Genomic DNA, 24783 nt, shown 5'->3' with positions numbered 1-24783 from the left:
ATACCGGCTCGTTTCCGTTAGCATTGGCCCTCCGTGGGTGCCGGTGTCGCGTTCCCACCATCGTCAAAAAGGGCTGTTTTCACTCGTGCGCAAGGTTCGATGGTTGATCCTCTCTGCTGTCAGTGTCGCCGCCGGAGCCGTCCAGGCCCAAGGTAGCCAGGGCAGCGCTCCCGCCGCGTCGTCGACCTCGGCGACTCCCGTGTTGCGCACCTCGCCGGGCCTGCGGATCCACCGCCTGCCGGACGACAGCATTCCCGCCTTCATGGAGGCGGACAGCATTGATGGCGATCCCGACTCTGACCTGACCCTGACGGGCAATGCCCAGGTGCGCCGCATCGACAGCGTGATCAAGGGCGACCGCATCAACTACCGCAAGGACACAGGTGAAGTCGACGTGCAGGGCAGCGCGCGCATGATGCGCGACGGCACCCTGGTGATCGGGCCGAATGCCAAGTTCAACGTCGACAAGTCCTCGGGCGAGATCGAAAAACCCAATTTCTGGATGGGCGCCAACGGCGGCTTCGCCGTCGCCGAGCATGCGGACATCTTCAGCCGCTCGCAGATGCGGCTGCACACGGTGACGTACAGCGGCTGCGCCTGCGAAACGCCGTCCTGGTACATCAAGGCCAATACCGTCGACATCGACTTCGATGAGAATGAAGGTGTGGCCCGCAGCGGTGTGCTGTATTTCAAGGACGTGCCCATCCTGGCGTCGCCTTACATGACCTTTCCGGTCAAGCGGGAGCGCAAGTCGGGCTTCCTGATGCCGACCTATGGCACGACCAGCCAGGGCGGTTTCGATTTTTCGATTCCGTACTACCTGAATCTGGCGCCGAACTATGACATGACCGTGCAGCCGCGCTACTTCTCCAAGCGCGGGCTGCAGCTCGGAGGGGAGTTTCGGTATCTTGGTCCGGGTTTCGCAGGTGATCTGAATGGCACCTACTTGCCCAACGACAATATTACGGGCACCGACCGCTGGATGTATTGGTGGCGTCACCAGCAGACGTTCTCTCATGGCTTCTATGCAGATTGGGATTTCGCCAAGGTCTCGGACGACAATTATTTTCGGGATATTTCCCAGCTGGGCTTGAATCAGGCATCCACAACCTATCTGCCTCAGCGCGCGCGCGTGGGCTGGGGATCGCCTTCCGGCTACTGGAGTGCATACGCCCAGGTCTACAAGTATCAGACGCTGCAGGATCCGGATGCGCCGTTGTCGCCGCCGTACGATAAGGAACCCGAACTCTTCTTCCGCGGAGCACGCTACGATTGGGGTGGCTTCGATGTGGACTGGACCTCGACTGCCGTACGCTTCAAGAAGCCCCTGCTGAACGGCGCACGCACAGGCCCCGAAGGCGACCGCTTGCAGTCATATCCCACGGTTTCCTATCCGATCGTGCGCCCCGGCTGGTTCATAGTTCCGAAGGCGGGGGTGAACTACACCCAATACCAGACCAATTGGTATAGCAGGGACTGGCTGGGCTTGAATGCTGGGACGTCCAGCGCGGGCACCTCGTTTGGCTACCCGCAGTCGCAATCGCGCACGGTGCCCATCATGTCGCTGGATTCCGGCCTGATTTTCGAACGCGATACGACCCTGTTTGGCAAGGCATCTACACAGACTCTCGAACCGCGCCTGTACTACCTCTACGTGCCTTACCGTGACCAGTCCAAGCTGCCGGTCTACGACACGTCGCTGGCCGATTTCAGCTTCTCGCAGGCATTCGAGGAAAATATCTACAGCGGTGGCTGGGATCGCATTGCGAACGCGAACCAACTGACGGCGGCGCTGACCACGCGCTGGCTGGACGCCAATACGGGTTTTGAGCGCATGTCGCTGGCCGTCGCGCAGCGCTTGTATTTCGCCGATCAGAAGGTCACGTTGCCCGGCGAAACGCCGCGTGAAAACGTCCGCTCGGACTTCCTCGTTGGTGCGAGCGCAGCGCTCACGGACACGCTCAGTACTGAAGTCGCTGCGCAATACAACCCATACGACAACAATTGGTCTCGCGGTCTGATCAGTGCACGCTGGGCGCCGCAACGTTTGACCACGATTGCCTTGTCTTATCGTTATCAGCGTGACCCTCAGCCTGGTGTCTACTATCAGCCGCAGGGCCAGAACCAGGTCAGCATGGCGGTACAGTGGCCGTTCAGCAAGCGCTGGTATGGTGTCGGACGGGTGGACTATTCCTTGCGTTCCGGGCCTTCCAGCACGATTGCCGATACGACGGAATCGCCCCGCGTGACGCAGGCCATCGCCGGCCTGGAGTACAAGGGAGATTGCTGCTGGGTGGGCCGCGTGGTCTACCAGCGATATGCGGTCTCCGCCACGGACGCGAACTCTGCGGTGTTCTTCCAGCTTGAACTGACCGGTCTGGGCTCCCTGGGAACCGACCCGATGAACCTGCTGAACAGAAGTATCCCCGGCTACACGCGCATTACGCCGCCTGTGCCTGCCGGGACCACATTTGAAAGGTATGAATGATGCGTAGGTTGCACTCTTTGCGCCGCCTCTCTGGCAATGCGCTGCTGTTGGCCGTGTGCGCCGGCTTGCCCGTGGCCCATGCGGCCGAGCAGGGCGGCAAGGCCGCGAACAATGGCGCCAAGCCGAATTCCGCCGCGCAGAAGAACGCTGCGCCCGCGCCGCAGCGCGAGCAGTTCGTCGATGGCATTGCTGCTGTCGTGGACAAGGACGTGATCACGCTGCGCGAATTGCGCGATGCGTCGTTGCGCATTTCGAGCGAGCTCAAGACCCGGGGCATCCAGGTGCCCGATGATCAGACCTTGCAGCATCAGGTATTGCAACGCCTGATCATGGAGCGCGTGCAGCGCCATGAGGCGGATCGCCTGGGCATACGCGTGGATGATGCGCAAATCGACCAAGCCATCCAGACCATTGCGTCCCGCAACAAGATGACCGTGGCCCAGCTACGCCAGGAAATCGAAAGAACCGGCACGAGCTGGGACGGTTATCGCAAGTCGCTGCGCGACGAGATCCGCACGGATCGCCTGCGTCAGCGCGCGGTGGATTCCACGATCGTGATTTCCGACGCCGAAGTCGACGCGTTTCTGAAGGACCAGCGGCGCAATCCGGCGTTCGGCGCCGCGCCGCAGGCAGCCCCGCAACCGCAGGCCCAGCCGCAGCCCGAACCCCAACAGGCCGCTGCGCCGTCGGGCCCGATGCTCTACGCCCTGGCCCAGATTCTGGTGCGCGTGCCGGAAGGTTCGTCGCCCGAGCAGCTGGCGGTGCTGCGCAAGAAGGCCGAAAGCCTGCTGGCGCAAGCCAAGCGTGGCGATGACTTCGCCAGCCTGGCCGCCGCGGCCTCGGACGGTCCCGAAGCCTTGCAAGGTGGCGTCATGGGTGTGCGCCCGCTGGACGGCTGGCCCGACCTGTTTGTTCAGGCCGTCGGCAATCTGCAAAAAGGCCAGGTCAGCGGCCTGATCCAGAGCGGCAACGGTTTCCACATCATCAAGGTGATGGACCGCGGCACCGCCCAGCCGGCGCCCGCCCGCACGGCCCGCGCCCCGGCGCCGGCCCAGGCGCCGCAGCCCGCCGCCGCGCCCGCGCAGGCGCCTGCGCACCAAGGTCCTGTGGAAGTGATGCAGACTCGTGCGCGCCACATCCTGATCAAGACCTCCACCGTCATGAGCGACGAAATGGCGCGTCAGCGCCTGGAGCAGGTGCGTCAGCGCCTGGTGAGCGGCGGCGCCAAGTTCGAGGACATGGCGCGCCAGTATTCGCAAGACGCGACCGCCCCGCAAGGCGGCGAACTGGGTTGGTTGAACCCGGGCGAAACCGTGCCGCCGTTCGAGGCCGCCATGAACGCCCTGAAGCCGGGTGAAATCAGCCAACCGGTGCAATCGCCCTTCGGCTGGCACCTGATCGAAGTGGAAGAGCGCCGCCAGCACGACGCCACCGACGATATGGCTCGCATGAAGGCCCGTCAGACCTTGTTCGAACGCCGCGCCCAGCCGGCTTTCGAGGATTGGCTGGAGCAGCTGCGCGCCCAGGCGTACATCGACAATCGTCTGGAAAAGCAGCAGAAGATCCAGCAGAACAACCGCTAAACGCATTACAGGCTTTACATGTCCCAGCACCAGGCGCGCAAGCGCTTTGGCCAGAACTTCCTGACCGACGAGAGCGTGGTCGAGTCCATCGTCCGGGCGGTTTCGCCCGCCCGCGACGATACCGTGGTCGAGATCGGCCCGGGCTTGTCCGCGCTTACCCGGCCGCTGCTCGAACGCCTGGATCACCTGACGGCGGTCGAGATCGACCGCGACCTGGCGGCGCGCCTGCGCAAGCAGTTTGACGCCAGCCGCCTGACCGTGGTCGAGGCCGATGCCTTGACGGTGGATTTTTCCCAGTTCGGGCCTGCGCTGCGCGTGGTGGGGAACCTGCCCTACAACATCTCCAGCCCGTTGCTGTTCCATCTGATGACCTGGGCCGATCACGTCCGCGATCAGCATTTCATGCTTCAGCGGGAAGTGATCGACCGCATGGTCGCGCAGCCCGGTTCAGGCGACTTCAGCCGCCTGTCGGTGATGCTGCAGTCGCGCTACCGCATGCACAAGCTGTTCGACGTGCCGCCGGAAGCCTTTGACCCGCCGCCCAAGGTGGTGTCGGCGATCGTGCGCATGGTGCCCTTGCCGGCGGACCGTCTGCGTCCGGTCAGCGAGCGGGCCTTCGAAACCGTGGTGGCGCGGGCATTCTCACAGCGCCGCAAGATGCTGCGCCGGGTGCTGGCGGACTGGGCGCAGCAAGTGCCCTGGGAAGCGCTGGACATCGCGCCTACGGCGCGCGCCGAGGATATTTCGGTGGACCGGTACATCCGTCTGGCGGATGCGCTGGTGGCGGCCGGAGTGCTGCAGGCCGAGTGAAGCTGGATCCGCAAAATGAAGAAGCCCGCGCAAGCGGGCTTCTTCATTTGGGTTTCTACAACATGCGCTTCTGCGCGGTCATCCAGAGCTGCATGACGTCGCGGGCGCGGTCGGCCAGCAGTTTTTCGGCGTCCGTGAGCGCCTGCTGCAGCGTGATGGGGCCGGGCGCCAGGCTGAACGCGGCGCTGATGCCGCAGGCGTGCAGCGCCTCGTAGCCTTCGCCCAGCGAGCCGGCCAGCGCCACTACGGGCACGCCCGCGCGCTGCGCGATCTTCGCCACGCCGGCCGGAGTCTTGCCCCGCAGGGTCTGCGCGTCCATGCGGCCTTCGCCCGTGAACACCAGGGTCGCGCCTTCGACCGCCTGGGCCAGGCCGCCCAGTTCGGCCACGATCTCCACGCCGGGCCGGAAACTGGCACCCAGGAACGCCTTGGCGGCGAATCCCAGGCCGCCCGCCGCGCCCGCGCCTGGGTGGTCGCGATGGTCGGAGCCCAGGTGCTTGGCGCACACATCGGCGAAATTCGTCAGCATCTGATCCAGGATCAGCACCTGTTCAGGCGTCGCGCCCTTTTGCGGGCCGAACACATGCGAGGCGCCCTGTGGGCCGCACAAAGGGTTGTCCACATCCGAGGCAATGTCGATGCGGATCTGGGCCAGGCGCGGATCCAGGCCGTGAGTATCGATGCTGGCCAGCTTGCCGAGCGCGCCGCCGCCGGGCGGCAGGCTGCGGCCGTCAGCGTCCAGCAGGCGCACGCCCAGCGCAGTCAGCATGCCGGCGCCCGCGTCGTTGGTGGCCGATCCGCCCAGGCCCAGGATGATGCGCTTGGCGCCTGCGTTCAAGGCTGCCAGCATCAGTTCTCCCACGCCGTGGCTGCTGGCGCGCATCGGATCGCGCTTGGCAGGGGCGATGAGTTCCAGGCCCGCCGCCGCGGCCATCTCGATCACCGCCGTGCCGTCCTCGAGCAAGCCCCAGACGGCGTCGACCTTGTAGCCCAACGCATCGTTCACCGTCTGTTGGCGTTCCTTGCCGCCGGTTGCCGCGAGCACGGCTTCGACCGTGCCTTCGCCGCCGTCGGCCATCGGAATGCATACCGTGTGAGCGCCGGGAACAGCGGCCTTCACGCCGCGTGCAATGGCTGCCGCGGCATCGGGGGCGGACACGCTTTCTTTGAAAGAGTCGGGGGCGATGACGATTTTCACGGGTTCAGTCGAGCTCGTTTTTCGGTTGAGGTGATGCCCATGATACCTGCGCGGGCGCGGCCGGCGTACCATAGCGTTTTTGTTGTTTTAGCGAGAGTGGATCGTCATGCCCGTATTGCGCCGCACCAAAATTGTCGCCACCCTGGGACCTTCGACTTCGACGCCTGAACGCATAGAAGCGCTGATCCGCGCGGGTCTGGACGTGGCCCGCCTGAACTTCTCGCACGGCAGCGCGGACGACCATCGCGAGCGCGCCCGCATGGTGCGCGAGATCGCCGCCAAGCAGGGCCGCTTCGTCGCCATCATGGGCGACCTGCAAGGCCCCAAGATCCGCATTGCACGCTTCAAGGACAAGCTGGTCCAACTGCAGATCGGACAGCCGTTCACGCTGTCGCGCGTGCATCCCAAGGAAGAGGGCACGGCCAGCATCGTCGGCATCGATTACCCCGAACTGGTGCAGGACTGCCGCGTCGGCGACGAGCTGCTGCTGGATGACGGCCGCGTGGTGCTGGTGGTGGACAGCGTCGAAGGCGACGAGGTCCACACCACCGTCACCGTGGGCGGTCCGCTGTCGAACAACAAGGGCATCAACCGCCGCGGCGGCGGCCTGTCCGCGCCCAGCCTGACCGACAAGGACCGCGTCGACATCAAGCTGGCCGCCGAGATGGAACTGGACTACGTGGCCGTGTCGTTCCCGCGCTATGGCAGCGATATCGACGAGGCGCGCACGCTGCTGGCGGCCGCCGGCAGCCAGGCGTGGATCATCGCCAAGATCGAACGCGCCGAAGCCGTGGCCGACGACGAGGCGCTGGACGCGCTGATCCGCGCCAGCGACGGCGTGATGGTGGCGCGCGGCGACCTCGGCGTGGAGGTGGGCGATGCCGAACTCGTCGGCATCCAGAAGCGCATCATCCAGCACGCCCGCACGCTGAACAAGGTCGTCATCACCGCGACGCAGATGATGGAGTCGATGATCTCCAGCCCCATGCCCACGCGCGCCGAAGTGTCCGACGTGGCCAACGCGGTGCTGGACTACACCGACGCCGTCATGCTGTCGGCGGAAAGCGCATCGGGTCAGTATCCCGTGGAAACCGTGCAGGCCATGGCCCGCGTCTGCCTGGGCGCGGAAAAGCACCCGACCTCGACCAAGTCGCATCACCGCCTGGGCGAGACCTTCACCCGTTGCGACGAGACCATCGCGCTGGCGGCCATGTACGCGGCCAACCATTTCCCCGGCGTCAAGGCCATCATTTCGCTGACCGAAAGCGGTCACACGCCACTGATCATGTCGCGCATCCGCTCGGGCGTGCCTATCTACTGCTACAGCCCGCACAGCATCACGCAAAACCGCGTGGCCATGTTCCGCGGCGTCTACACGATTCCGTTCGCGCCGTCGGACTACGAGCCTGCCGACCTGAGCAACGCCGCCATCGATGAACTTCGCAAGCGCAACCTGGTGCAGACCGGAGATTGGGTGATCCTGACCAAGGGCGACTTCTACCGCGACAGCGGTGGCACCAACGGCATGAAGATCCTGCTGGTGGATTGATACGGCGGGGCAGGAGCGCCGCCCGGGCGCTCCTTGCCGCCGCGCGGCGGGTTTCAGCCGAAGAACCAGTAGCACACGCCGATGGCCGCCAGCACGCCGGCCAGGTCGGCAATCAGGGCGCAGCCCACCGCGTGGCGCGCCCGCAATATGCCCACCGATCCGAAGTACACCGCCAGCACGTAAAAGGTGGTCTCGGTGCTGCCCTGGACCACCGCGGCCAGCAGCGCGGGGAAGCTGTCCACGCCGAAATGCGTCATGGTTTCCAGCATCATGGCGCGCGCCGCGCTGCCCGAGAATGGCTTGACCAGCGCGGTAGGCAAGGCATCCACGAAGCGCGTGTCCCATCCCGCTTGCATCGCCAGCCAGCGGATGCCGTCCAGCAGGAAATCCAGCGCGCCCGATGCGCGCAGCACGCCCACCGCGCAGAGCATCGCGACCAGATAGGGCAGCAGGCTCTTGGCGATGTCGAAGCCTTCCTTGGCGCCTTCGATGAAGGCCTCGTAGACCGGCACCTTCTTCCAGGCGCCCGCCACCAGGAAGGCGATCAGGATGCCGAACAGGACCAGATTGCCCAGCAGCGACGACAGCGAGGCGATGGCCGCCGCCGACATGCTGGCCAGCAGCGCCATGAATCCGCCCATGAGCAGCGCCGCGCCGCCCAGCCACAGCATCACGACCGGATCGATCAGGCGCAGGCGCTGGCAGGCCGCCACGGCCAGGAAACCTGCCAGGGTCGATGCGCTGGTGGCCAGCAGGATGGGCAGGAACACCAACGTCGGGTCCGGCGCGCCCTGCTGCGCGCGGAACATGAACAGCGTCACCGGCAGCAGGGTCAGCGATGACGCATTCAGCACCAGGAACAGTATCTGCGCGTTGCTGGCGGTTTCGGGCGTGGGGTTGAGCGACTGCAGTTCGCGCATGGCGCGCAGGCCGATGGGCGTGGCGGCGTTGTCCAGGCCCAGTCCGTTGGCGGCGAAGTTCAGCGTGATCAGACCGATGGCCGGGTGGTTGCGCGGCACGCCGGGCATCAGGCGCGCGAACAGCGGTCCCAGCACGCGCGCCAGTTTTTCCACCAGGCCAGCGCCCTCGGCGATGCGCAGAAAGCCCAGCCACAGCGTCAGCGTGCCGAACAGCAGCACCATCACTTCCACCGACACGCGCGCCATGTCGAACAGGCTGGCGACCATCATGCGGAAGACATCGGGGTCGCCGATGACCAGCCAGCGGTACAGCGCCGCCGCGGCCGCGGTAAGGAAAAAGCCCAGCCAGAGTTTGTTCAGCATGCGGAGACTGCCCGGATAGCGATGGATTGCGCGCTGCGCGCCGAGGCCCATTGTCGCAGAGTCGGCAGGCCGCAGCTTGGCCCGACGCCGCCAATTCTGGTACTTTGACCTGATACGCCCTGGGGCCTGGGGCCATAACAGTGAGGAAAACTCATGGACTTCAACGCATGGCGCCGGCGCCGCATCTCGGAACCCGCTTACCGCTGGGCGCGCAACGCGCTGCCCGCCATGTCGGCGACGGAGCGCGAAGCCATCGAGGCCGGCGACACCTGGTGGGATGCGGATCTGTTCACCGGCAATCCCGACTGGCGCAAGCTGCTGGACGTGCCGGCGGCCACGCTGACCGCGGACGAGCAGCGCTTCATAGACGGCCCGCTGGCGCGGCTTTGCGCCATGCTGGACGAATGGGACATCACCTGGAACCGGCGCGATCTGCCGCCCGAGGTATGGGACTTCCTGAAGGCCGAACGCTTCTTCGGCATGATCATTCCGCGGCGCTACGGCGGCCTGGGCTTTTCGCCCTATGCGCACTCCGAGGTCGTGCGGCGCATTTCGGCCTACTCCATCACCGCAGGCGTCACCGTCATGGTGCCCAATTCGCTGGGCCCCGGCGAATTGCTGATGCAGTTCGGCACGCCGGCGCAGCGCGACTACTGGCTGCCGCGGCTGGCCGACGGCCGCGAGGTGCCATGCTTCGGCCTGACCAGCCCCGAGGCTGGTTCGGACGCCGCGTCCATGGTGGACACGGGCGTGGTCTGCCGCCAGGTGATCGACGGGCGCGAACTGATCGGCATCCGGCTGAACTGGCACAAGCGCTACATCACGTTGGGGCCGGTGGCGACGGTGCTGGGGCTGGCTTTCAAGCTATCGGACCCCGACGGCATCCTGGGCGGCGCCAAGGACATTGGCATATCGGTCGCGCTGGTGCCGACCGAAGCGCCCGGCGTGGAGATCGGGCGCCGCCACCTGCCCGCCATGCAGGTCTTCCAGAACGGACCCAACCGCGGGCGCGACGTGTTCGTGCCGCTGGACGCGCTGATCGGCGGCGCCGAGCGCGCCGGGCATGGCTGGCAGATGCTGATGAGCGCGCTGGCGGCGGGGCGGGGCATTTCCCTGCCGTCGCTGTCGGCCGCGGCCGCCGTGATGTGCGCGCACACCACGGGCATGTATGCCCGCGTGCGCGAACAGTTCGGCATTCCCGTCGGCAAGTTCGAGGGCGTGCAGGAAGGGCTGGCCCGGCTGGCGGGCAATGCCTATCTGGTCGAAGCCGCCAGGCGCTTGACCTGCGCCGCGCTGAACCAGGGCGTCAAGCCGGCAGTGGTCTCGGGCATCATGAAGTACCACGCCACCGAGCGCATGCGCGGCTCGGTCAACGACGCGATGGACATCCATGCCGGCCGCGCCGTCATCGACGGTCCCAGCAATTACCTGGGCGCGCTGTACCGCGCCGTGCCCATCGCCATCACGGTCGAGGGCGCCAACATCCTGACGCGCAACCTGATCATCTTCGGCCAGGGCGCGATCCGCGCCCATCCCTATCTGATGCCGGAAATCCTGGCGCTGGGCAACCCCGACGAAGACCGTGGCATGGAGGTCTTCCACGACGTGTTCTGGCGGCATCTGCGCCACACAGGCATCAACGCGCTGCGGGCCATCGGCCGCGCCTGGACTGGCGGGGTGCTGGCGCCTGCGCCTTCATCCGGTCCCGTGGCCGGCCACTACCGGCGGCTGGGCCGCTATGCCTCGGGCTTCGCGCTGCTGGCCGATGCCACGCTGGCGCAGCTGGGCGGAGGCCTGAAGCGCCGGGAAATGATTTCCGCCCGCCTGGGCGACATCCTGTCCGAACTGTATCTGCAGTCGGCGGTGCTCAAACGCTGGGAAGACGAGGGCCGCAAGCACGACGATCTGCCGCTGGTGCAGTGGTGCCTGGAGCAGGGCTACGCCAGCATCGAGAAAAGCATGGATCAGGTCCTGCGCAATCTGCCAGGCCGCGTGTTGTCGTGGGGACTGCGCGCGGCCATCCTGCCGCTGCGCCTGGCCAAGGGGCCGAGCGACGCCTTGACCCGGGAATGCGCTGAACTGCTGCTCAAGCCTTCGCCCACGCATGTGCGCCTGGCGGCCGACCTGCATCGCGATGCCGGCGCTGCCGGCGACGATCCGGTAGGCCTTCTGACCCGCGCCTTCGCGCTGGCGGACGCCGTGCAGCCCCTGCGCGACCGCCTGCGCCAGTCCGGCGTGCGCGATTGGCGCGAAGCCCATCAGCGCGGCGCCATTACCGACGCGCAGGCGGCCTCGCTGGAAGAGGCCGAAGCCCTGGTCTCGCGGGTGTTGCAGGTGGACGATTTCGCGCCCGAGGAGTTGTCGCCGCAGGCCGCCAAGGCGGACTCCGGCGAGGCTTAGGGTAGGGACGCAAGCCCCCGCAAGGCGGGAGCGGGGCCTTAGTCGTCCTGATTCGGATCCATGTCCGGGAACAGGATTTCAGTGAACCCGAATTTGCTGAAGTCCTGGATGCGCGACGGGTAGAGCCGGCCGATCAGGTGATCGCATTCGTGCTGCACCACCCGGGCATGAAAACCCTCGGCCTCGCGTTCGATGAGCTGGCCGTAGGGATCTCGCCCGCTGTAGCGGATGCGGCGGTAGCGCGGCACCACGCCGCGCAGGCCCGGCACCGACAGGCAGCCTTCCCAGCCGTCTTCCATCTCGTCCGACAGCGGCGTGATGACGGGATTGCACAGGATGGTCTGCGGCACGGCGGGGGCGTCGGGATAGCGCTCGTTGCGGTCAAAGCCGAAGATCACCAGCTGCAGATCCACGCCGATCTGCGGCGCGGCCAGGCCCACCCCTTGCGCGGCGGCCATGGTTTCGAACATGTCGTCGATCAGCGCATGCAACTCGGGCGTGTCGTAGCGCTCCACGGGCGCGGCCACGCGCAGCAGCCGCGGGTCGCCCATTTTCAGGATGGTGTGGATCATTGAGGTGTCTTCCTGGCTTTGGCCGCGCGGGGCTCAGTCCTGGCGGCCCTTTTTCTGGATGAACTCGATCTTGTAGCCGTCGGGGTCTTCGACAAAGGCGATGACCGTCTTGCCGTGCTTCATCGGGCCGGCTTCGCGCGTGACCTTGCCGCCTTTTTCCTTGACCTTGTCACAGGCTTCGTAGGCGTTGTCCACTTCCAGGGCGATGTGGCCGTAGCCGGTGCCCAGGTCGTACTTGTCCGTGTCCCAGTTGTGGGTCAGTTCGATGACGGCGCCTTCGGATTCGTCCTGGTAGCCGACGAAGGCCAGCGTGAACTTGCCTTCGGGGTAGTCGTTGCGGCGCAGGACGCGCATGCCGAGCACATTGGTGTAGAAGTCGATGGACTTGTCGAGATTGCCGACTCGCAGCATGGTGTGGAGCATACGCATGGGATGGTTTCCTTAAGCGGTGAGGGGGAACGGGAAGAATCCGCCGTTGCCGGCGGCTTCCCGGGTGATGCCGATGTCGCGCAGCGCGCCGCCCATGGCGTCGACTGCCTGCCGCATCTGGTCTGGCCCGAAGGCGCCGATGCAGCCGACCCGGAACGAAGGTTGTTCGGTGTTGTAGAAGTTGCTGAGCACGTAGCCGCGGCGCTTGAGGGCGTCCACGAACAATTGCAGGTTCCAGGTCGGCGCATCCGGGGCGCGGACGTTGACGACGATGGGCCCCTGCAGCGCGGGCGGCAGGTAAGGCGCGAGGCCCAGTTCCCTGACGCCATCATATAGCGTGTGCATGTTGGCGGTGTAGCGCGCCAGGCGGGCTTCGCGGCCTTCTTCGCGGTGCAGCTCCAGCGCCACGGCCAGCGCGGCCAGCGTGGGCGCGGGCGGCGTGAAACGCGGGCCGGCATTGGGCTGCTGGCTTTGCTGGTAGATGTCGGCCAGGTCCAGCGACCAGCTGCCGGCGATGCCGCGCGCCGCTTCCAGGCTGTCGCGCCGCGCCACCACGAAGGCGGCGCCGGGCATGCCTTCCAGGCACTTGTTGGCCGTCAACACCACTGCCTCCACGGCGGGCAGGGCGTGCAGCTCCAGGGGCAGCGCGCCGAAGGCGGATACGGCGTCGACGATGACGCGGCGGCCCAGCGCATGCGCGATGCGCGCGAGTTCGGGCACGTCGTGGCAGATGCCGCTGCCGGTTTCGCTGTAGACCAGCGCCAGGTGCGTGAGCGTGGGATCCTGTTCCAGCGCCTGCGCGACCGCTTGCGGATCGATCCGATCTGTGGGGCCTACGGGCAGCGGCACGGCGACGCGGCCGGCATCGCCGGCCAGCTTTTGCAGGCGGGCGGCGTAGGCGCCGGTGGAGGGCGCCAGCAGGCGGCCGCCGGCGGGGATGAGGCTGCGGATGGCGGCTTCCACCGCGAAGTGGCCGCAGCCCGGCAGCGCCAGCGCGGCATGCTCGTCGGGCGACGCCTGCGCCGCCCGCAGGACGCCATCGCAGACCTGCCGGTAGGTCTGACGGAAATCGTTGTCCCACGGTGCATAGTCTTGCGCCATGGCGGCCTTCACCCGCGCGTCGGTCGTGACCGGGCCCGGAATCAGCAGCAACATTTTCGTGTCTCCAGAATGCCTCAGAACTGAGGCAAGGATGCGGGGTCGTGACGTCGCAGGATGTTCTTGGCGTCTTCGAAATCGGGCAGGATCTGCCCTACTTCGCGCCAGAAGTCCTGACTGTGGTTCATTTCGCGCAAATGGGCAAGCTCGTGCGCGATGACGTAGTCGATGATGGCGGGCGCGAAATGGATCAGGCGCCAGTTCAGCATGATGTTGCCGTCGCTGGTGCAGGAGCCCCAGCGGGTGGCGGCCGACGACAGGCGCCAGCGCCGGATCTTCAGGCCGCTGACTTGCAGGAAGTGGGCCAGGCGCGCGCCGAACCAGGCGCCGGCGCGCTGCTGCAGCCAGGCTTGGGCCGAATCGCGGATGCGGCCCTGGTCCGCCGAGGACGGCAGCGCCAGCCACAGGGTGTCGCCGTCCTGGGGGGCGTCGGCGTCGCCCGACAAACTGGCCTGGCGGCTGTCGCCGCCCACGCCGATCACGATGCGCTTGCCCAGGTAGGGCAGTTCGCCTCCCGGCTGCCAGCGCGTATGCGCCATGGCCAGCTGCTGCTTGCGGGCATGCCATTCGCGCAGCTTGGTCAGGATCCAGCGGGCCTTCTCGCGCACGGCGTCGTCCACCTGCGTCAGCGTCACCCAGTTCGGGGCGGTGACGCGCAAGCCGTCGTCAGTGATCACGAAGCCTATGCTGCGGCGGCGCGAGCGCAGCAGCACGAAGCCGATGGACTGCTGCTCGGTCGCGACCTCGCGCCAACGCGCGCCGGGCGGCAGCGGGTCGGGGCAGGGCGTGGGGACGAGCGAGGCCGCGTTGGGCGACAGCGTCAGCAGCGGTTCGCCCGCAGGGGCGGCGGCCGGCGGCAGATCGGGGAAGAGGGGCTTGGGCGGGACCGGCTTGGGCGAGGCCGCCTCAGGCGCGGCCGGAGCCTTTGGCGCGGCGTTCAGCGGCGGCGCGCCCGTGGGCGCGTCGTGCTGCTGTTCGTCGAACAGGAGTTCGAGCTGATCAGTGCTGGCCATACCTTTCTGGATTGAGACGCCGCATTTCCCCTTCGATCCAGTCCTGAACCTTTTTGTTCAGTTCCTCGGGGGAGAGTCCCTTGGATTCTATCGCGGGACCGATGGACACGGTAACCATGCCCGGATACTTCACGAAGGCGTTGCGGCGCCAGCATTCGCCGGCATTATGCGCCACGGGGATGACGACCGCGCCGGTGCGCGAGGCCAGCAGCGCGCCGCCCATCTTGAAGCGGCCGGTCTTGCCGGGCGGCACGCGGGTGCCCTCGGGGAACAGCAGGGGCCAGCGGCCTTCGTCCAGGCGCGTCTGGCCTTGCTTGACCACTTGATCGAAGGCATCGCGACCCTTGGCGCGGTCGATCGGGATCATGCGCAGCAGCGCCAAGCCCCAGCCGAAGAACGGCACCATGTGCAGTTCCTTCTTGTAGACGAAGCAGACTTCGCGCGGCATGTGGGCCGGGAAGAACAGCGTTTCCCAGGCCGACTGGTGCTTGGACAGCAGCACCGCCGGGCCGTCGGGCAGGTTTTCCCAGCCCTTGACCTGCCAGCGGATGCCGCAGAAGAAGCGCGCGCCCCAGATGGCCAGGCGCGGCCAGCCCACGGTCAGCTTGTAGCGCCAGTGCAGCGGCAGCGGCGCCCACAGGATGCAGGCGAAGGCATAGGGAATGACCGTGACGGCCAGGAACAGGAAGTACAGCAGCGAACGTAGGCGGGCCATTGGATCAATGGTCCTGCAGCAGCGCGTCGACCACGGCCGACAGGTCGTCGCAGACGCGGGTGTTGTCAGGCAAACCGCCCTTGGCCAGCGTTTTCTTGCCGTTGCCGGTCAGCACCAGCCAGGGCGAGCAGCCGACCGACGACGAGGCCTGCAGGTCGCGCAGCGAATCGCCCACCGCCGGCACGCCAGCCAGGTCGACGTCGTAGCGGTGTCCGATCTGTTCGAACATGCCGGGCTTGGGCTTGCGGCAGGAGCAATTGTCATCGGGGCCGTGTGGGCACATGAAGACCGCGTCGATACTGCCGCCAGCGGCGGCCAGTTCGCGGCGCATCTTGGTATGGATGGCCGTCAGGGTGTCCATGTCGAACAGGCCGCGCGCCAGGCCCGACTGGTTGGTGGCGACCACCACCTTCCAGCCCGCCTGCGTCAGCCGGGCGATGGCCTGCAGGCTGCCGGGCAGGGCGATCCATTCGTCCGGATTCTTGACGAACGAATCGCTGTCCTGATTGATGACGCCGTCGCGGTCTAGGATGATGAGTTTCACTGTGCCAGCCTGGAGATGTCAGCGACCTGGTTCATCAGGCCATGCAACTGGCCCAGCAGGGCCAGCCGGTTGGCGCGCACGGCCGGGTCTTCGGCCATGACCATGACGTCGGCAAAGAAGGCGTCCACGGCTTCGCGGACCTGGGCCAGCGTGCTCAGGCTGCCGGCGAAGTCGCCCGCGGCCAGTTGCGCCTCGGCCTTCGGGCGCAGCGCGGAAACGGCGGCGGCCAGGGCCTTTTCAGCCGGTTCCACGAGCGCGGCATCGTTCACCGCGCCGATCTCGCCTTCGGCCTTCTTGAGCAGGTTGCCGATGCGCTTGTTGGCGGCGGCCAGGCTGGCGGCCTCGGGCAGCTGCGCAAAGGCGGCGGCCGCGCGCACGCGCTCGGCCACCTGGTGCAACGGCGGGGTCAGCGCGATCACGGCTTCGACGGCATTGCGGTCGAAGTCGTTGATGAGCTGGTTGCGGTAGCGTTCGTAGATGAAGGCGCGGACTTCGGCCAGCGTGTCGGCGGGGATCTTGCCGGCGGGGAAGGTCCCCGCGGCCAGTTCCAGCAGGCCGTCCAGCGACAGGGGGCCGGCCTCGCTGATCTTGAGCCAGCCGCCTGCGGCCAGTTGTTCGAAGGCGCTGATCAGGCCCAGCGCGGCGCGGCGCAGGCCGAAGGGGTCGCGCTCGCCGGTGGGCGCCAGGCCGATGGCCCAGATGCCGACCATGGTTTCCACGCGCTCGGCGATGAACAGGGTGGCCGCGGTCAGCGTGTCGGCGGTGACGGGCGCGTCGTAGCGGTTGCGGTACTGCGTGCGCAGGGCCTGCACCACGCTGTCGGGCTCGCCGTCGCCGGCCGCGTAGTAGGCGCCCATGACGCCTTGCAGCTCGGGGAATTCGCCCACCATGTTCGAGCCCAGGTCGGCCTTGGCCAGCATGGCCGCGCGGTCGGCGGCGGAGACGTCGCCGCCCAGTTGCTCGGCCACGCCGCGGGCGATGGCGCGCACGCGTTCCACGCGTTCCAGCTGGGTGCCCAGCTTGTTGTGGTAGACGATCGAGCCCAGTTGTTCGACGCGCGCCGCCAGCGGCGTCTTGCGGTCGGTTTCGAAGAAGAACTGCGCATCGGCCAGGCGCGGGCGCACCACGCGCTGGTTCCCTTCAACGATGTTCACCGGATTGTCGGTGTGCATGTTGCTGACGATCAGGAAGCGGTGCGTCAGGCGGCCGGTAGCCGGATCGAACAGCGGGAAGTATTTCTGGTTCAGCCGCATGGTCAGGATCAGGCATTCCTGCGGCACTTGCAGGAACTGCTCTTCGAACTGGCCCACGTAGACGGTGGGGTGTTCGACCAGGGCCGTGACTTCGTCCAGCAGTGCGGCCACTTCGGGATCGTCGCCCAGGGTGGCGTTCAGGCGGCCGGCATGGTCCAGCAACTGGCGCTGGATCTCGTCGCGGCGACCTTCGAACGAGGCCACCACGCGGCCCTTTTCGGCCAGGGTGGCGGCGTAGGCGTCGGCGTCGGCGAAGGACACGGGGCCCGCGCTCATGAAGCGGTGGCCCAGCGTGTCGCGGCCGGCGGCCAGGCCCAGCGCGGACACCGGCACCACGTCGGCGCCGAACAGCGCGACCAGGCCGTGCGCCGGACGCACGAACTTGACGGTGGTGACGCCGTCGGCCAATTGGTAGCGCATGACCTTGGGAATGGGCAGGCCGTTGATGGCGGCGTCGATGCCTTCCTGCAGGCCGGCGGCCAGCTGGGCGCCGGGAGCGGTGCCGCGCGCGACCAGGTAGTCCTGCTTGCCGTCGGATTCACGTTCCAGGGTCGACAGGTCGATGTTCTCAAGGCCCTTGGCGGCCAGCTTCTTCTGCAGCGCGGGCGTGGCCTGGCCGTCTTCGGTCAGGCCGATCTTCACCGGCATCAGCTTTTCGGCATAGGGCTGGTCGGGCGCCTGAGCCAGCACGGCGGACAGGTGCACGGCCAGGCGGCGCGGCGTCGAATACGCGGTTGCGGCGCAGCCGGCGGCCAGCAGGCCGTGGCGCTCCAGCGTGGCGCGCACGCCTTCGGCAAAGGCCTGGCCCAGCTTCTGCAGGGCCTTGGGCGGGAGTTCTTCGGTCAGCAGTTCGACCAGCAGCGGGCGGATGTTCGTCGTCATTTATGCAGCCTCCCCGGCGGCCTTGTCGCGGCCCAGCATGGGAAAGCCCAGTCGTTCGCGGGAATCGTAGTAGGCCTGCGCGACGGCGCGCGACAGGTTGCGGATGCGGCCGATGTAGGCGGCGCGCTCGGTGACGCTGATCGCGCCGCGCGCGTCCAGCATGTTGAACGTGTGCGCGGCCTTCAGCGCGGCCTCGTAGGCGGGCAGCGCCAGCGGCACGTCCATCAGGCGCTTGGCCTCGGCTTCGTAGTCATTGAAGTGCGAGAACAGCATCTCGGCCGACGAATGCTCGAAGTTGTAGGTGGACTGTTCCACTTCGTTCTGGTGGAACACGTCGCGATACAGCACGCGGTTGCCGTTGGCGCCTTCGGTCCAGACCAGGTCGTACACGCTTTGCACGTCCTGCAGGTACATGGCCAGGCGTTCCAGGCCGTAGGTGATTTCGCCGGTGGTCGGCGTGCAGTCCAGGCCGCCCACTTGCTGGAAGTAGGTGAACTGGGTGACTTCCATGCCGTTCAGCCAGACTTCCCAGCCCAGGCCCCAGGCGCCGAGGGTGGGGTTCTCCCAGTCGTCCTCTACGAAGCGGATGTCGTGCTGGGTGGGGTCGATGCCCAACGCCTTGAGCGAACCGATGTACAGGTCCAGGATTTCCGGAGGCGCGGGCTTCAACACGACCTGGTACTGATAATAGTGTTGCAGGCGGTTGGGGTTTTCGCCGTAGCGGCCGTCCTTGGGGCGGCGCGAGGGCTGCACGTAGGCGGCGCGCCAGGGCTCCGGGCCGATCGCGCGCAGGAACGTGGCGGTATGCGAGGTGCCGGCGCCGACTTCCATGTCGTAGGGTTGCAGCAGGGCGCAACCCTGCTTGTCCCAGTATTCCTGGAGCGTAAGGATGATTTGCTGAAAGGTGAGCATAGGATTCTTGGAATTCGGCCGCCGGGCAAGGCTTGCCCTGGGCGTGGGAAACCCGACATTTTAACTGGCCTGGGGCGGTCCGGTTCCCGAATGCCGGGCGGACGGTTACATCTGGGCCTTCGGGGCGGTTCGCAGGGGGACAGTGTGCCGCTGGTGGACGCCCCGCGGGCCTGTCGCTGCGCCTGGAAACCAATGATCGTATGATTCCAGGTTGCGTACCAAGTCTTATATAAAACCCGGAACCTGATTCCGAGAATTCCCGGAAGGAGCAGTCCCATGTCAGACCTGATCAAGGTAGAAGTCACCGACGGCATCCAGATCATCACGATCAACCGTCCCGAGGCCAAGAACGCCATCAACCTGGAGACCGCGCAGGCCATGGCCGCGGCGCTGGACCAGCTGGACAGCCGCGACGACATCCGCATCGGCATCCTGACGGGCGGCGGCGGCACGTTCTCGTCGGGCATGGACCTGAAGGCTTTCGCCAAGTCGGGGCAGCGTCCCTACGTGGAAGGCCGCGGCTTCGCGGGCCTGAACGAGCGGCCGCCCAAGAAGCCGCTGATCGCGGCGGTGGAAGGCTATGCGCTGGCCGGCGGCTGCGAAATGGCGCTGGCTTCCGACCTGATCGTGGCCGCCAGCAACGCCAAGTTCGGCCTGCCTGAAGTCAAGCGCGGCCTGGTGGCGGGCGCTGGCGGCATGCTGCGCCTGCCGCGCCGCCTGCCGTACCACATCGCCATGGAAGTGATCCTGACCGGCGAAATGTTGACGGCCGAGCGCGCCCACTCCTTCGGGCTGGTCAACCGCATCACCGAGCCGGGCGCCGCCCTGGCGGGCGCTCTGGAACTGGCCCGCGCCATCGTCGAGAACGGCCCGCTGGCGGTGCAGACCGCCAAGAGCATCGTGGCGCAGTCGGGCGACTGGGACCAGGCCAGCATGTTCGACCAGCAGCGTCCGCTGATTGCGCACATCTTTTCGTCCGCCGACGCCAAGGAAGGCGCGACCGCCTTCGCCGAGAAGCGCAAACCGGTCTGGCAAGGCAAATAGGAAATGCCCCCACGCCGCGCCCCTGCGGGGCTAGCTGCCCCCCCGAGGGGGGCGCTGTTTGCCTTGGGGCGGCCCGGCGGCAAAAATAGTTCTTTCTCCATCGCGGCGGGCGAGTCACGCCGGCCGCGTTTTCACGTTTTTCATCTAGACCCGATATCGCCATGTCAGTCATCATCAAAGAAGAAGACTTCATCCAGTCGATAGCCGATGGCATCCAGTTCATCAGCTACTACCACCCGGTCGACTACATCCGTCACCTGGCCCGCGCCTACGAGCGCGAGGAAAGCCCCGCCGCGCGCGACGCGATGGCGCAGATCCTGACCAACTCGCGCATGTGCGCCGAGGGCAAGCGTCCGCTGTGCCAGGACACGGGCATCGTCAACGTGTTCCTGAAGGTCGGCATGGGCGTGCGTTTCGAGACCAAGCGCACGCTGCAGGAACTCTGTGACGAAGGCGTGCGCCGCGGCTATCTGAACCCGGACAATCCTTTGCGCGCCTCGGTGCTGGACGATCCGCTGTTTGCGCGCAAGAACACGCGCGACAACACGCCCTGTATCCTGCACGTCGAGCTTGTCCCGGGCGACAAGGTCGACGTGCAAGTCGCTTCGAAGGGCGGCGGTTCGGAAAACAAGTCGAAGTTCGCGATGCTGAATCCGAGCGATTCGCTGGTGGACTGGGTGCTGAAGACGGTGCCGACGATGGGCGCGGGCTGGTGCCCGCCGGGCATGCTGGGCATCGGCGTCGGCGGCACGGCCGAGAAGGCCATGCTGATGGCGAAGCAGTCGTTGATGGAAGACATCGACATGTACGAGCTGCTGGCCCGCGGTCCGCAGAACAAGCTGGAAGAGCTGCGTATCGAGCTGTATGAGAAGGTCAACGCGCTGGGTATCGGCGCGCAGGGCCTGGGCGGTTTGACGACGGTGCTGGACGTCAAGATCAGCACGTTCCCGACGCACGCGGCGTCCAAGCCCGTGGCGATGATCCCGAACTGTGCGGCGACGCGCCACGCGCACTTCGAACTGGACGGCTCGGGCCCCGCTCGCCTGGATCCGCCGTCGCTGTCGGAGTGGCCGGAAGTGCACTGGGCGCCGGACTACAACAAGTCCAAGCAGGTGGACCTGAATACGCTGACCAAGGAAGAAGTGGCCAGCTGGAAGCCGGGCCAGACGCTGCTGCTGTCGGGCAAGATGTTGACGGGCCGCGATGCGGCGCACAAGCGTATCCAGGACATGCTGGCCAAGGGCGAGCCGCTGCCGGTGGATTTCAAGAATCGCGTCATTTACTACGTGGGTCCGGTGGATCCGGTGCGCGACGAAGTGGTCGGCCCGGCGGGTCCCACTACCGCTACGCGCATGGATAAGTTCACGGACATGATGCTGGAGCAGACGGGCCTGATCGCGATGATCGGCAAGTCGGAGCGCGGTCCGGTGGCTATCGAATCCATCAAGAAGCACAACTCGGCTTATCTGATGGCGGTGGGTGGCGCGGCTTACCTGGTGTCGAAGGCTATCCGTGGCGCGAAGGTGCTGGGTTTTGCGGACCTGGGCATGGAAGCCATCTACGAGTTCGACGTGAAGGACATGCCGGTGACTGTGGCGGTTGACGCTCAGGGTACCTCTGTCCATACCACGGGGCCCAAGGAATGGCAGGCCAAGATCGGGAAGATTCCTGTCGCTGTGGCTTGATTCCGTAGGCTGTGAGAAAAACGGCTGCCAGGGGACTGGTGGCCGTTTTTTTTGGCTTTAGTGCTTAGTGCTTCGTAGGCCGCCCGGGCGGCCAATAATGACATACGTGATTTATTTGATTGCTGTGGTGGCCGCTAGCGCGCATGCGGTGAGTGGCGTGTGGGGCTCATCGTCGTCCTGTGACTGGAGTCTTCGCTGTAGGCGCGGCCCGCGTCAGTTCGTCGTCTTTAATCCCTCGCGAAACACGGCGATCTCTACTTGCGTCTTCCCCAGCACCTCCCGCAGCACTTCCTCCGTATGTTCCCCCAGCAGCGGCGGCGCGCGACGGTATTCCACCGGCGAGGCCGATAGCCGCAACGGGCTGGCTGTCACCGCCGCCATGCCGCCCGCCGGATGCGGCATATCGCGGCGCAGCTGACGTGCCAGCGCTTGCGGATGCGCCTGGGCCTGGGCGATATCGTTGATCGGTCCGCAGGGCACGCCCACGGCCTCGAGCTTGGCGATCCAGTCGTCGCGCTGGCCCTGGCGCATGATCTCGGTCAGCAGGCCGACCAGCAGCTCGCGGTTGGCCAGGCGCATGCGGTTGGTGGCGAAGCGCGGGTCGTCGCCCAGTTCGGGTGCGCCGATGGCGCGGCAGTATGCGCGGTACTGCGATTCATTGCCTGTGGCCACGATCAGGTGGCCGTCGCTGGCGGCGAACACCTGGTAGGGCACGACGTTCTGGTGGGCGTTGCCGGCGCGCTGGGGCGCCACGCCGGAGTTGAAGTAGTTCGAGTTCTGGTTGGCCAGCAGGGCGACGTGGCTGTCCAGCAGGGCGATGTCCAGGTGCTGGCCCAGGCCGCTGTTGTGGCGTTCCTGCAGGGCGGCCAGGATGGCCACGGTGGCGTACATGCCGGTGACGATGTCGGTGACCGCCACGCCGGCTTTTTGCGGACCGCCGCCGGGCAGGTCGTCGCGTTCGCCGGTGATGCTCATCAGGCCGCCCATGCCCTGGATCATGAAGTCGTAGCCGGGGCGCTGCGCGTAGGGGCCGTCCTGGCCGAAGCCTGTGACGGAGCAATAGATCAGGCGCGGGTTGATCTGCTTCAGGCTGTCGTAGTCCAGGCCGTACTTGGCGAGGCCGCCCACCTTGAAGTTTTCGACCAGGATGTCGCTGGCGGCCGCCAGTTCGCGGATCAGCGCGGCGCCTGCGGGCGTGGCCATGTCGGCTTCGACGGAACGCTTGTTGCGGTTGGCGCTGAGGTAGTAGGCGGATTCCTCGGTGTCTTGGCCCGCGCCGTCCTTGAGGAACGGCGGGCCCCAGGCGCGGGTGTCGTCGCCGACGCGCGGGCGTTCGATCTTGATGACGTCGGCGCCCAGGTCGGCGAGGTTCTGCGTGCACCAGGGGCCGGCCAGGATGCGCGACAGGTCCAGTACGCGGATGCCGGTCAATGCGGGCGGGCGGTTCATGGCTTCAGCTCCGCGGTGCCGTGGCTCATGACCACCACGCCGCGTTCCTGCGCACGGGCCTGGAAGCGGAGCTGGCCGTCGGGCAGGCGCCAGATGTCGCACTGCAGGGTTTCGCCGGGATAGACCGGCGCCGAGAAGCGCGTGTTCAGGCTGACCAGGCGCGAGGCGTCGTAGCCGCAGCAGCATTTGACGATGGCGTGCGCGACTACGCCGTAGGAGCACAGTCCGTGCAGGATGGGTTTGGGGTAGCCGGCCGCGCGTGCGACCTCGGGGTCTGCGTGCAGCGGATTGCGGTCGGCGTTCAGTCGGTACAGCAGGGCGGCGCTGGCGGGGATGCGGATTTCGCAGCTCAGGTCAGGGGCGCCGTCGGGCGCTGCGGGCAGGGCGGCGGGGCTGTCATCTCCCTGTCCGAAGCCGCCGTCGCCGCGGCAGAAGGTGCTTTGGCGCAGAGTGGCCAGGCAGGCGCCGTCTTCGCCGTGCAGGGTGCGTTCGGTGATGATGATGGCGCCCTTGTCGGCGCCCTTGTCGATCACGTGCGTGTTGCGGCTTCTGCCGATGACCACGCCCGCCGCCGGCAGGGGCGCATGCATGGTCAGCCGTTGTTCTCCGTGGACCACGCGTACCCAGTCGATGCCGGCGCGCGGATCCTGGACCCAGAAGCCCGGATAGCCCAGCACCACGCTCATGGTGGGGAAGGATTGCAAGCCTTTTTCGTACACGTAGCGCAACTGGCCGGCGTCTTCGGGGTCTTGCCCCAGGCCTATGCCCAGGGCGTACAGCATGGTGTCTTTTTCGTCGTAGCGCTGGCGGATTTCGTCGAAGCGCCAGTTCTTCACGGTTGCGTAGTCCAGGGGCATGGCGGCCTCAGATGGGATCCCAGTCGATGACGTCAGGCGAACGCTCCAACGCGTAGAAGTGCTTGCGCATGGCGGGCACGGCGATCTCGGCGATGCGCTCGGGCGTCCAGCCTTCGCCGTGGTGCACGGTGCGCAGCGGGCGCGGCTGGCTCATCAGCATGATCTCGTTGGCGCGCACCGCGAAGATCTGCGCGGTGACCTCGCTGGCCGCGTCGCTGGCCAGATACACGGCCATGGGCGCGACCTTGCCGGCTTCCATTTTCTTCAGCTTTTCGACGCGGGCTTTTTCTTCGTCGGTTTCGGCGGGAATGGAGCTGGTCATGCGGCTCCATGCGAACGGCGCAATGCAGTTGGAGCGCACGTTGTAGCGCGCCATGTCCAGCGCGATGGATTTCGACAGGGCCACGATGCCCAGCTTGGCCGCCGCGTAGTTGGCCTGGCCAAAGTTTCCGATCAGTCCGGACGTGGAGGTCATGTGCACGAACGCGCCGGACTCCTGTTCGCGAAAGTAGGGCGCCGCCGCGCGACTCATGAAGAAGGAGCCGTTCAGGTGCACGCCCAGCACCTGACTCCATTCCTCTTCGCTCATCTTGTGGAAAACCCGGTCGCGCAGATTGCCGGCATTGTTGACCACGGCATCGATGCGGCCGAAGGCGTCGATTGCCGTCTGCACGCAGCGGCTGGCGCTGTCGTACGCGGCCACGCTGTCGGTGTTGGCGACGGCCTGGCCGCCCGCCGCGACGATCTCCTTGACGACCGCTTGCGCGGGGCCATCCGCGCCGCCTTCGCCGGTGAGCGATACGCCGATGTCGTTCACCACCACCTTGGCGCCGGCCTGCGCCATGGCCAGTGCAATGCTGCGGCCGATGCCGCCGCCCGCGCCAGTCACGATCACCACTTTTCCGGAAACTATGCCGCTCATTGAAGCTGACTCCTGTGCTGCGGCGCGCGCGCCGTGT

Annotated in this window: 20 protein-coding genes; 7 read left to right on the top strand and 13 right to left on the bottom strand. The window is 66.6% G+C overall.

Features of this window, described 5'->3' with window-relative positions:
• Positions 1-85 precede the first annotated feature (85 nt).
• From IB268_RS19845 to rsmA, 3 genes are read left to right on the top strand one after another with little or no spacing between them, the layout of a single operon-like run.
• On the top strand, positions 86-2488 hold the full coding sequence (locus IB268_RS19845; protein WP_175214056.1) for an LPS-assembly protein LptD: 2403 nt from the start codon (positions 86-88) through the stop codon (positions 2486-2488).
• Entirely contained in the window at positions 2485-4071 is a 1587-nt protein-coding gene (locus IB268_RS19840) for a peptidylprolyl isomerase (RefSeq protein ID WP_192354671.1), read from the top strand. The genes IB268_RS19845 and IB268_RS19840 overlap by 4 nt, the downstream gene beginning before the upstream one ends.
• An 18-nt stretch (positions 4072-4089) precedes the next feature.
• The gene (rsmA, locus tag IB268_RS19835) at positions 4090-4881 is read left to right on the top strand and encodes a 16S rRNA (adenine(1518)-N(6)/adenine(1519)-N(6))-dimethyltransferase RsmA (RefSeq protein WP_119451439.1); all 792 of its coding nucleotides are present in this window, start codon (positions 4090-4092) and stop codon (positions 4879-4881) included.
• 55 nt (positions 4882-4936) lie between these two features.
• Here rsmA and IB268_RS19830 read toward each other — a convergent pair whose 3' ends face one another.
• Positions 4937-6079, bottom strand: coding sequence for a glycerate kinase (locus IB268_RS19830; protein WP_175181094.1), 1143 nt, complete (start codon positions 6077-6079; stop codon positions 4937-4939).
• 106 nt (positions 6080-6185) lie between these two features.
• Between IB268_RS19830 and pyk the strand changes: the two genes are divergently transcribed.
• Entirely contained in the window at positions 6186-7628 is a 1443-nt protein-coding gene (gene pyk, locus IB268_RS19825; protein ID WP_054457531.1) for a pyruvate kinase, read from the top strand.
• A gap of 53 nt (positions 7629-7681) precedes the next feature.
• On the opposite strand, the gene IB268_RS19820 is transcribed toward pyk, so the two are convergent.
• Positions 7682-8911 carry a nucleoside recognition domain-containing protein gene (locus IB268_RS19820; RefSeq protein ID WP_192354670.1) on the bottom strand — a complete coding sequence of 410 codons (1230 nt, stop codon included), beginning with the start codon at positions 8909-8911 and terminating at the stop codon, positions 7682-7684.
• A 153-nt stretch (positions 8912-9064) separates the two neighbouring features.
• Here IB268_RS19820 and IB268_RS19815 point away from each other — a divergent pair, with 153 nt between their 5' ends.
• Entirely contained in the window at positions 9065-11311 is a 2247-nt protein-coding gene (locus IB268_RS19815; protein ID WP_125473211.1) for an acyl-CoA dehydrogenase, read from the top strand.
• Between the two features lie 38 nt (positions 11312-11349).
• Here the strand turns inward: IB268_RS19815 and def are convergent, their stop codons facing one another.
• Genes def through glyQ form a run of 8 tightly spaced genes read right to left on the bottom strand, consistent with a single transcriptional unit; the run spans position 11350 to position 18789 of the window.
• Positions 11350-11883 carry a peptide deformylase gene (def, locus tag IB268_RS19810; RefSeq protein WP_054457527.1) on the bottom strand — a complete coding sequence of 178 codons (534 nt, stop codon included), beginning with the start codon at positions 11881-11883 and terminating at the stop codon, positions 11350-11352.
• Between the two features lie 33 nt (positions 11884-11916).
• On the bottom strand, positions 11917-12312 hold the full coding sequence (gene gloA, locus IB268_RS19805; RefSeq protein WP_054457526.1) for a lactoylglutathione lyase: 396 nt from the start codon (positions 12310-12312) through the stop codon (positions 11917-11919).
• A gap of 12 nt (positions 12313-12324) precedes the next feature.
• On the bottom strand, positions 12325-13467 hold the full coding sequence (locus IB268_RS19800) for a 2-aminoethylphosphonate--pyruvate transaminase (RefSeq protein WP_054457524.1): 1143 nt from the start codon (positions 13465-13467) through the stop codon (positions 12325-12327).
• A gap of 20 nt (positions 13468-13487) precedes the next feature.
• Positions 13488-14483 (bottom strand): M48 family metallopeptidase, encoded by a 996-nt coding sequence (locus tag IB268_RS19795; protein ID WP_175213809.1) that lies wholly within the window; start codon positions 14481-14483, stop codon positions 13488-13490.
• Positions 14470-15198 carry a 1-acyl-sn-glycerol-3-phosphate acyltransferase gene (locus IB268_RS19790; RefSeq protein WP_054457522.1) on the bottom strand — a complete coding sequence of 243 codons (729 nt, stop codon included), beginning with the start codon at positions 15196-15198 and terminating at the stop codon, positions 14470-14472. Before IB268_RS19790 ends, IB268_RS19795 begins: the two co-directional genes overlap by 14 nt.
• Positions 15199-15202: 4 nt before the next feature.
• Complete coding sequence (gene gmhB / locus IB268_RS19785) at positions 15203-15742, bottom strand: D-glycero-beta-D-manno-heptose 1,7-bisphosphate 7-phosphatase (protein ID WP_054457520.1); 540 nt, start codon at positions 15740-15742, stop codon at positions 15203-15205.
• A complete protein-coding gene (gene glyS, locus IB268_RS19780; protein ID WP_192354669.1) occupies positions 15739-17877 on the bottom strand; it encodes a glycine--tRNA ligase subunit beta in 2139 nt (712 codons plus the stop codon). The genes gmhB and glyS overlap by 4 nt, the downstream gene beginning before the upstream one ends.
• Positions 17878-18789 carry a glycine--tRNA ligase subunit alpha gene (glyQ, locus tag IB268_RS19775; RefSeq protein ID WP_025136700.1) on the bottom strand — a complete coding sequence of 304 codons (912 nt, stop codon included), beginning with the start codon at positions 18787-18789 and terminating at the stop codon, positions 17878-17880.
• Between the two features lie 276 nt (positions 18790-19065).
• On the opposite strand from glyQ, the gene IB268_RS19770 reads away from it, so the two are divergent.
• Both IB268_RS19770 and IB268_RS19765 read left to right on the top strand, forming a co-directional pair.
• On the top strand, positions 19066-19833 hold the full coding sequence (locus tag IB268_RS19770; RefSeq protein WP_054457517.1) for a crotonase/enoyl-CoA hydratase family protein: 768 nt from the start codon (positions 19066-19068) through the stop codon (positions 19831-19833).
• A gap of 161 nt (positions 19834-19994) precedes the next feature.
• A complete protein-coding gene (locus IB268_RS19765; protein ID WP_054457515.1) occupies positions 19995-21518 on the top strand; it encodes a fumarate hydratase in 1524 nt (507 codons plus the stop codon).
• A gap of 213 nt (positions 21519-21731) precedes the next feature.
• On the opposite strand, the gene IB268_RS19760 is transcribed toward IB268_RS19765, so the two are convergent.
• The 3 genes from IB268_RS19760 to IB268_RS19750 are packed head-to-tail and all read right to left on the bottom strand — an operon-like array spanning position 21732 to position 24746.
• Positions 21732-22967, bottom strand: coding sequence for a CaiB/BaiF CoA-transferase family protein (locus IB268_RS19760; RefSeq protein WP_192354668.1), 1236 nt, complete (start codon positions 22965-22967; stop codon positions 21732-21734).
• The gene (locus tag IB268_RS19755) at positions 22964-23824 is read right to left on the bottom strand and encodes a MaoC family dehydratase (protein ID WP_192354667.1); all 861 of its coding nucleotides are present in this window, start codon (positions 23822-23824) and stop codon (positions 22964-22966) included. The genes IB268_RS19760 and IB268_RS19755 overlap by 4 nt, the downstream gene beginning before the upstream one ends.
• Before the next feature lie 7 nt (positions 23825-23831).
• Positions 23832-24746: an SDR family NAD(P)-dependent oxidoreductase gene (locus tag IB268_RS19750; protein ID WP_054457509.1), complete on the bottom strand. Its 915-nt coding sequence runs from the start codon at positions 24744-24746 to the stop codon at positions 23832-23834.
• Positions 24747-24783 lie beyond the last annotated feature (37 nt).

This window comes from Achromobacter sp. ACM01, assembly GCF_014851745.1.
GTDB lineage: Bacteria > Pseudomonadota > Gammaproteobacteria > Burkholderiales > Burkholderiaceae_B > Achromobacter > Achromobacter aegrifaciens.
Note: the sequence above shows the minus strand (reverse complement) of the source record. Positions and strands in the feature narration are given on the sequence as shown.

What these genes read in the sequence shown, in the direction of transcription:
- IB268_RS19840 (WP_192354671.1), top strand. Translation starts at nt 2,485, where the DNA reads ATGATGCGTAGGTTGCACTCTTTGCGCCGCCTCTCTGGCAATGCGCTG.
- rsmA (WP_119451439.1), top strand. Translation starts at nt 4,090, where the DNA reads ATGTCCCAGCACCAGGCGCGCAAGCGCTTTGGCCAGAACTTCCTGACC.
- pyk (WP_054457531.1), top strand. Translation starts at nt 6,186, where the DNA reads ATGCCCGTATTGCGCCGCACCAAAATTGTCGCCACCCTGGGACCTTCG.
- IB268_RS19820 (WP_192354670.1), bottom strand. Translation starts at nt 8,911, where the DNA reads ATGCTGAACAAACTCTGGCTGGGCTTTTTCCTTACCGCGGCCGCGGCG.
- IB268_RS19815 (WP_125473211.1), top strand. Translation starts at nt 9,065, where the DNA reads ATGGACTTCAACGCATGGCGCCGGCGCCGCATCTCGGAACCCGCTTAC.
- def (WP_054457527.1), bottom strand. Translation starts at nt 11,883, where the DNA reads ATGATCCACACCATCCTGAAAATGGGCGACCCGCGGCTGCTGCGCGTG.
- gloA (WP_054457526.1), bottom strand. Translation starts at nt 12,312, where the DNA reads ATGCGTATGCTCCACACCATGCTGCGAGTCGGCAATCTCGACAAGTCC.
- IB268_RS19800 (WP_054457524.1), bottom strand. Translation starts at nt 13,467, where the DNA reads ATGTTGCTGCTGATTCCGGGCCCGGTCACGACCGACGCGCGGGTGAAG.
- IB268_RS19795 (WP_175213809.1), bottom strand. Translation starts at nt 14,483, where the DNA reads ATGGCCAGCACTGATCAGCTCGAACTCCTGTTCGACGAACAGCAGCAC.
- IB268_RS19790 (WP_054457522.1), bottom strand. Translation starts at nt 15,198, where the DNA reads ATGGCCCGCCTACGTTCGCTGCTGTACTTCCTGTTCCTGGCCGTCACG.
- glyS (WP_192354669.1), bottom strand. Translation starts at nt 17,877, where the DNA reads ATGACGACGAACATCCGCCCGCTGCTGGTCGAACTGCTGACCGAAGAA.
- glyQ (WP_025136700.1), bottom strand. Translation starts at nt 18,789, where the DNA reads ATGCTCACCTTTCAGCAAATCATCCTTACGCTCCAGGAATACTGGGAC.
- IB268_RS19770 (WP_054457517.1), top strand. Translation starts at nt 19,066, where the DNA reads ATGTCAGACCTGATCAAGGTAGAAGTCACCGACGGCATCCAGATCATC.
- IB268_RS19765 (WP_054457515.1), top strand. Translation starts at nt 19,995, where the DNA reads ATGTCAGTCATCATCAAAGAAGAAGACTTCATCCAGTCGATAGCCGAT.
- IB268_RS19760 (WP_192354668.1), bottom strand. Translation starts at nt 22,967, where the DNA reads ATGAACCGCCCGCCCGCATTGACCGGCATCCGCGTACTGGACCTGTCG.
- IB268_RS19755 (WP_192354667.1), bottom strand. Translation starts at nt 23,824, where the DNA reads ATGCCCCTGGACTACGCAACCGTGAAGAACTGGCGCTTCGACGAAATC.
- IB268_RS19750 (WP_054457509.1), bottom strand. Translation starts at nt 24,746, where the DNA reads ATGAGCGGCATAGTTTCCGGAAAAGTGGTGATCGTGACTGGCGCGGGC.